This is a genomic window from Shewanella sp. SM87 (genome assembly GCF_025653705.1).
Classification (GTDB): Bacteria; Pseudomonadota; Gammaproteobacteria; order Enterobacterales; family Shewanellaceae; genus Shewanella; species Shewanella oncorhynchi.
The window spans coordinates 1-8,068 of the sequence record NZ_JAKKSC010000062.1 but is presented as its reverse complement, the minus strand read 5'-3'; the positions used below and the strand labels follow the sequence as shown (position 1 = coordinate 8,068).

The window sequence follows — 8,068 nt, the reverse complement described above, 5'->3', positions numbered from 1 at the left end:
GAAATCTGTTATTCCAAGGCGCCGCTATAAGAATACACCTCAAGAAAGAGTCGATTGGTGCTTATATCGGTATCGACATTTAGTGGAGAATGCTTTTGGAAGAATTAAGCACTATCGAGCAATATCAACAAGATATGACAAGCTAGCAAGAAATTACGCCAGTATGGTGTCACTGGCGTTTATGTTAATGTGGCTGCCGATATATTGCTGAACAACATTTGTACAGCAAAGATCAACAGACCCTAGTCAGTTCATTCTAATCAATTATCTCGGCAACCCGCTCAACCCTTACCGAGCAGACCTTATATTCTGGGATAAAGGCCACAGGATCGAGCGCATTGATGGTGAGTTTATTCGCTGCCGCTTCAACAAAATGAAAGGGCAGGAATAGCACGCCAGCTTGGGCTCTTTTCGTCACAAAGGCGTCGATTTCAATTTCGCCGCGACGGGTAGTGAGTTTGATTTTATCGCCATTGCCTATCCCGAGTTGCTCAGCGTCATAGACTGAAATCATTACTTTAGGCGAGCCGAGTAAGTCGAGCCCCGCTGTTTTACGGGTTAAGGTGCCTGTGTGGAACTGTTCCAGTAAACGTCCGGTTGAGAGGGTGAGCGGGTACTCACTGCAGGGCATTTCCGCGGGTAAGCGATAACTCACAGGCGTGAACTTGCCTAAGCCGCGGGTGAATTGACCTTGGTGCATGATGGGCGTTCCCGGATGGGTTGCATCTGGGCAAGGCCATTGAATGCCTTGGGGAATTTTACCGTCATCTCTAGTGCTTAATCGCTGCCAAGTAATGCCCCGATATTGTGGTGTTAGCTCATTGATTTCCTGCCAAATCGCTTCTTCATTGGAGTAATCCCAAGCGGCGCCCATCGCATTGGCAATGGCTTGGACAATTTGCCAATCGGGCAGGGCTTCGCCTGGCGGTAACAGGGCTTGTTCGAGTCGCTGCACTCGCCGTTCTGTATTGGTGAAATGACCGCGTTTTTCGACAAACGCGGCGGCGGGCAGAACCACATCGGCAAGCTCGGCGGTTTCGGTGAGGAAGATATCCTGCACCACTAAAAAGTCGATAGCGTTAAGGGCCCTAAGCACATGGGCTTGGTCAGGATCGCTCAATACAGGGTTTTCGCCCATTACATACAAAGCTTTGATTTTCCCTTTGGAAATATCATGCATCATGTGGGTTGCGGTTACGCCAATCTCCGCCGATAACGGCGTTTGCCAATGTGCCTCGAAACGCATTCTGGCATGAATGTCGGTGACTTTTTGGTAGCCACTGAAGAAGTTAGGCAGTGCGCCCATGTCGCAGGCACCTTGCACATTACTTTGCCCCCGCAGTGGGTTAATCCCCGCACCCTCAACCCCGATATTGCCGCACAGAAGTTGTAGATTAGATATGGCGGTGACATTATCGTGTCCCGTCGTGTGCTGGGTAATGCCCATAGCATAGTAGACTGCGGTTTTCTCCGCCGTGCCTATGGTGCGGGCGATGCTGGCGATATCTTCGGCTTTAACGCCGGTTATCAAGGCCGCGTTTTCAAGACTGTAATCTACTTTTTTGAGTTCAGCATAGAGAGCATCCACGCCTTCGGTGCGTTCAGCGATATAACGTTTATCCTGCCAGTCATTACGGATGATTTCCGCCATAATCGCATTGAGTAACATGACGTCAGTGCCGGGTCTGTGGGCGACATAAAGCTGTGCACTGTCGGCAATGGCGACACGTTTAGGATCGGCCACCATTAGTCTCGCGCCATGCAAAGCCACGGCTTGCTTAATTTTCGAGGCGATGATCGGGTGAGCACTGCTGGTGTCTGAGCCTATGATAAAAATCACATCCGATGCTTGAATGCTCGGAATGTCATTGGTCATAGCGCCACTACCAATACTCTGCTGCAGCCCTGTTACCGTAGATGAATGACACAGACGGGCGCAATGGTCGATGTTATTGGTGCCGAGTATGCTTCTGACAAATTTTTGCAGGAGGAAGTTTTCTTCATTAGTGGCTTTTGCCGAGGCCAAACTTGCCAGTGCATTGCTGCCATATTGCTGTTTTATTTGCAGTAAATGTTCGGCCACATAGGCGATAGCTTCAGGCCAACTACTCGGCGTGAGCTGGCCATTTTTACGAATGAGTGGCGTGGTGAGGCGTTTTTCACTGTGAATAAAATCGAAGCCAAATCGCCCTTTGACGCAGAGCATGCCTTGGTTAACCACAGACTCTTTATTGCCCTCAATATGACGGATCTGATTCGTGCTGGTATCGATTTTAAGGTCAAGCCGACAGCCTACGCCGCAATAGGTACAAATCGTTGAGGCGGTTTTGAGTGGCGTTTCATTGCCTTGGCGTTTATCCCGCGCATCGACGAGTGCGCCTGTTGGACAAACCTGCACACAGTTGCCGCATTGCACACATTTGCTATCGGCCATGCTGGCGCTAAAGCCGACTCTCGGTGCTCGGCGCGTGGCGGTTTCACTTATGTCTTGCGGCAGCGCTTGATAAGAATCATGGGCAAATTGAATCGCACAATGGCCACTCTGCAACTGGCACACATCGACGCACTTACCACAGCTAATACAACGATTAGCATCAAATTGAATGAACGGACTCGATTTATCGACCGAAAACTTACGCACGCTTTGAGTGCTGAGTGACTTAGGTTCGACATGGTAGTCGGTCGCATAGTCCCTTAATTTACAATCAGTATTGGCTTGGCAGGCGCATTCGAGGCAGCGAGCAGCTTCTTGCATGGCGGCATCGGGAGCAAAGCCTAGCTCGACTTCGCCGTAATTGAGTAAACGTTGCACTGCGTTCAATTCGGGCATGGTTAAGCGGGCTTTACGTGCGACAGAGGGGTAGAGCTCGGTAGTTGGCAAGACTTGTTTTATTGTGTTACCGACGGCTTTTGATGAATTAAATTCAGTTGCATGCAGCTCACAGCTTAGGCCTTGTTTGAGCAATTTATCTATGGCAATTGCGGCTTTATGGCCATCGCCTATCGCGGCGACTGCGGTAGCAGGACCGCGGCGCGCATCCCCTACCACAAAGAGTTTTTCAACCCCGGACGACATAGTGTGCTCGCAGCCAATAAAGGTATTCCAGCGGCTGAGAGCGAGTTCACCATTGCTTAAGTGGCTCGCGGGATCTTGCATAAAACTCATATCGGGAGTTTGTGATACTGCGGCTATCACAGCGTCGAAATCTTGAGTAAAGGTTTCACCGGTATCAACGGGAGCGCGTCTGCCAGAGGCATCGGCTTCGCCGAGTGCCATCTTAGCGAAGGTGACTGAATGGACTCTACCTTGCGCATCGCTATGGTTTTCAAGCGGATTGGTTAAAAAATGAAACTTCACCCCTTCGACTTCGGCCTCATGTACCTCGTAAGCTTCGGCGGGCATTTCTGCGCGGGTACGACGGTAAATTAGGGTGACATCGCAACCTTCACGCACTGCTGTGCGGGCGCAATCAATAGCGGTATTGCCACCACCAATGACGGCGACTTTCTTACCTAAAACAAGAGTCTTTTCGAGACAATGATCTTTTAAGTAATCGACACCTAAGTAGCAACCCGCGAGTGTGCTGCCGGGATAATCCATAGGCACAGCTTTTTGGGCGCCAATGGCGAGACAGACGGCATCAAAATCTTCAACTAATTGATTTAAATGTATCTCGTGACCGAGACGTGTTTCTGTGTGTATGGTTAACCCGTTATGGCACAAGAGTTCGATTTCTTTATCGAGTATCGCCTTAGGTAAGCGATACTCAGGAATACCATAACGTAGCCAGCCACCCGCCTGTGGCATAGATTCGAATACCTCTACGCTATGGCCTTGGTTTGATAAGTAATATCCGGCACTTAACCCCGCTGGACCCGCACCGATAATCGCGACTTTTTTGCCCGTGTCGGCTTGGCGTGGCGGCAGATAACTCATGCCCCCATTTTCGCCATCAGCTAAATCGAGATCGGCGGCGTGACGTTTTAATTGGCGTATGGCAATGGGCTCATCGACCAGCCCGCGGCGACATTGTGCTTCACAAAAAGCAGGGCAGACACGGCCAATGGAGAGTGGCAGCGGCAAGGTTTGTTTAATGACTTTAACGGCTTCAGTATGGTTGCCTTGGGCGATGTGATACAGGTAACTCTGCACATCGACGCCCGCAGGGCATGCTTGTTGGCAGGGGGCTTCGCAATCGGCAAAATGATCGCTCAAGATTTCAGTCAGCGCTTGTTTGCGTTTTTGACTTAAGAATTCAGACTGAGTTATGACTCGCATGCCGACTGTGGCGGACGTTTCACAGGCGCGTACGCAGCGCAAACTGGCGTCGGAATTCTCAATCTGGACGACACACAAATTGCAGGCTTGCTTGTCTGCATGTTCGTGAACGCCTAATTGCTGCGAGGCTGCGCTGGGATTACATAAGCTGGGTATTGCTATGCCAGCAGCATGCGCCACTTGCAGTAGGTTATCGGTCGGATTAACCGACAACACTTGGTCATCAATTCGAAGTTCTATCATCCCATGGCCTTTTTATATGTAGGGTGCTTAGCTGCTATAGCGCGGGGCTGCAGGCTTAGGTTGTTTCGAGTATACCTAGACAGCTTTAGAAGACGCTTATGGGCGAGTGAAGTTTGCTGCAAAATTGCAGCTTGAATCACAAACCCGCCCAGACTGTGCGCTGGTGAATGTTTGTTCTAATTTAGTCGTGATGGGGTTGGCGTTATCAGGCCTTTTTAGTTGTGTTTCCTTTGATATTATGGGGATTTTTTAGGCAGGAGAGCGCTTGTGTGTCAGCCATTGGCCTCGCGCATAGCATCATCTTGGCTAAATTTAAGTAAGATCACAGTCTTAACTCATTGCTTTTTGTTAGTCTCGGCTTTAGTGCTGTGGTCTTTTAGCTTGGAAAATAATCCTTGTTATCCCATTTAATGAACAGTGCACCCCTAGGTTTACCAGTCTGGTTAGGTTAAAATGCGCGGTTGCAAATACTGTTAATCACCGCCCCTTTTAGTGGAAGATCAATTAAAGCGGCCAAATAAAGAAAGTTGAAAACTCATGTTTGAAGTTAATCCAGTAAAATTCAAAATTAAGGAGCTTGCCGAGCGCACGGAGCTTCTTAGGGGGTATCTTTGACTACGATGCCAAAAATGAGCGTCTAGAAGAAGTTACCCGTGAGCTTGAAAGTTCAGAAGTGTGGAACGACCCAGAGCGCGCCCAAGCCTTAGGCAAAGAGCGCGCCAGCCTAGAAGCTGTGGTCAAAACCATAGACGATATGGACTCAGGTCTTGAAGATGTTGAAGGCTTACTCGAGCTGGCTATTGAAGAGGAAGACGAAGATACCTTCAATGAAACCAGTAAAGAGCTGGATTATCTCGAAAGCCGCCTTGCCGATCTTGAATTCCGTCGTATGTTCTCCGGCCCGCAAGATGCGTCAAACTGTTATTTAGACATTCAGTCTGGTAGTGGTGGTACCGAAGCCCAAGATTGGGCCAACATGGTGCTGCGTATGTACCTACGTTGGGGCGAAGCCCATGGCTTTAGCCCTGAGTTGATGGAAGTGACCGATGGTGACGTGGCTGGTATTAAAGGCGCGACCATTAAGTTTACTGGCGAATATGCGTTCGGTTGGTTACGCACTGAGACTGGCGTGCACCGTTTAGTACGTAAGTCGCCATTTGATTCATCGGGTCGTCGTCATACGTCATTCTGCTCTGTGTTCGTTTATCCAGAAATCGATGACGATATCACGATTGATATCAACCCATCGGATCTGCGTATTGACACTTATCGCGCATCGGGCGCGGGTGGTCAGCACGTTAACAAAACGGAATCGGCGATTCGTATTACCCACTTACCGACGAATACCGTTGTGCAGTGCCAGAACGACCGTTCACAGCATAAAAATAAAGATGCTGCGATGAAGCAGCTGAAAGCAAAACTGTTTGAGTTAGAAATGCTCAAGCAAAATGCCGACAAACAGGCCGCAGAAGACGCTAAGTCTGATATCGGCTGGGGCAGTCAAATTCGCTCTTATGTATTAGACGATGCCCGCATTAAAGACTTACGCACAGGCGTTGAAACCCGCAATACTCAAGCGGTACTCGATGGCGATCTGGATAAGTTTATCGAAGCCAGTTTGAAATCTGGGCTGTAATTAATTCAAGGTATAGACGAGAAATAAGATGACTGAACAAGTAATTGATGAGAACAAACTGATCGCCGAGCGCCGTGCCAAGCTAGAAAGCATCCGCCCAAATTGTAGTGCTAATGCCCATCCAAATACCTTCCGTCGCACCCATAAAGCGGCTGAATTACAAGCACAGTATGGTCAAAACACTAAAGAAGAACTCGAAGCCTTAGGTTTTAAGACCAGCATTGCTGGCCGCATCATGGCAAAGCGTGGCCCTTTCTTAGTGATCCAAGACGTGTCTGGCCGTATTCAAGCTTACGCTGAAAAAAGCGTACAAGCTGATTTGAAAGAGCGTTTTCAAGGTCTGGATATCGGTGACATCATAGGTGTAACCGGTCAGCTGCATTTGTCTGGCAAAGGCGACTTATACGTCAACATGGAACAGTACGAGTTACTGACCAAGGCCCTGCGTCCATTGCCTGCGGATTATTATGGTCTAGCCGATCAAGAAATGCGCTATCGTCAGCGTTACGTGGATCTCATCGTTAACGAAGATTCGCGCAATGCCTTCATCATGCGTTCTAAAGTGGTTTCTGCAATCCGTAACTTCATGATCAAAAAAGAGTTCATGGAAGTTGAAACCCCTATGATGCACGTGATCCCAGGTGGTGCTTCGGCGCGTCCTTTTATCACCCATCACAACGCCTTAGACATGCCAATGTATCTGCGTATCGCGCCAGAATTATACTTGAAGCGTTTAGTCGTCGGTGGTTTTGAGCGTGTGTTCGAAATCAACCGTAACTTCCGTAACGAAGGCCTGTCACCACGTCATAACCCAGAATTCACTATGATGGAATTCTATATGGCTTATGCAGACTACAAAGATCTGATGGACCTCACCGAAGAAATGCTCAGCTCGATTGCTATCGAACTGCTTGGCAGTGCGCAAATGCCATACGGCGAGCACACAGTTGATTTCGGCGGCCCATACGCACGTTTAAGCATGTTAGAAGCGATTCAGAAGTACAATCCTGATAACGCGACTATCCAAGCTATGACCTATGAGCAAGTGAAAGATGTTGAATTCATGCGCGATTTGGCGAAAAGCTTAGGCATGAAGATTGAGAAGTTCTGGACTTGTGGTCAGCTACTTGAAGAAATCTTCGGTGAAACAGCTGAATGGCAATTGATGCAACCGACCTTCATCACTGGCTACCCTGCGGACATTTCACCACTGGCACGTCGTAACGATGACAACCATTTCATCACTGACCGTTTCGAATTCTTCATCGGTGGCCGCGAAGTGGCTAACGGCTTTAGCGAGCTGAACGATGCTGAAGACCAAGACAACCGCTTTAAAGCGCAGGTTGACGCGAAAGATGCTGGCGACGATGAAGCTATGTTCTACGATGCAGACTATATCACTGCACTGGAACACGGTTTGCCACCAACGGCAGGTCAAGGTATTGGTATCGACCGTTTAGTGATGTTGTTCACTAATACTCATACTATCCGTGACGTGATCCTGTTCCCTGCTATGCGCCCACAGGCGTAATGCAGTCGAACAAGGTATTTCGGTTAGTCATATTATCGATGATGAATGAGTGGGAATTGGCTAAACAGTAAAAGGTTTACTCATTAGCTGACAATCATAGTGATAAAATGCACCATAAAAACCAGCCATTTGGCTAATGCCGTTCACTTAAGAGTGAACGGCATTTTTCTTTGGTCTAACCGGGAACTTGTTTTTGCTCATTTTAAGAACTCGTGGATATGCCCTTTCCCGTTTACCATCCAGCTTAAATTGCCGTGCATTTCGTTCTATATCCAATACGTCTCTCGGGACATTCCCCGGTGTTTGTGATGACAGTTGTGTCAACTTGAAGATGATATAACTCGCCGCATCTCGAAAACTCAGTTGATTGGGGTGGACC

At 48.6% G+C, this 8,068-nt stretch carries 4 protein-coding genes and 1 pseudogene; 3 read left to right on the top strand and 2 right to left on the bottom strand.

Annotated features, from left to right (window positions below):
* Positions 1-211: transposase (locus L5M11_RS23360; RefSeq protein WP_263193394.1), on the top strand; the 211-nt coding region annotated here is incomplete at its 5' end.
* A 45-nt stretch (positions 212-256) separates the two neighbouring features.
* Here the strand turns inward: L5M11_RS23360 and fdhF are convergent.
* A complete protein-coding gene (fdhF, locus tag L5M11_RS23355; protein ID WP_263193405.1) occupies positions 257-4,522 on the bottom strand; it encodes a formate dehydrogenase subunit alpha in 4,266 nt (1,421 codons plus the stop codon).
* 537 nt (positions 4,523-5,059) lie between these two features.
* Here fdhF and prfB point away from each other — a divergent pair.
* Both prfB and lysS read left to right on the top strand, forming a co-directional pair.
* A protein-coding gene (gene prfB, locus L5M11_RS23350) for a peptide chain release factor 2 (RefSeq protein ID WP_168824900.1) occupies positions 5,060-6,158 on the top strand; the annotation gives its coding sequence in 2 pieces (ribosomal slippage) (positions 5,060-5,134 and positions 5,136-6,158; 1,098 coding nt in all).
* Positions 6,159-6,186: 28 nt separating this feature from the next.
* Positions 6,187-7,689 (top strand): lysine--tRNA ligase, encoded by a 1,503-nt coding sequence (gene lysS / locus L5M11_RS23345; RefSeq protein WP_006080389.1) that lies wholly within the window; start codon positions 6,187-6,189, stop codon positions 7,687-7,689.
* Between the two features lie 147 nt (positions 7,690-7,836).
* Here the strand turns inward: lysS and L5M11_RS23340 are convergent.
* Positions 7,837-8,068: pseudogene (locus L5M11_RS23340) on the bottom strand (IS4 family transposase); the annotation flags it as partial.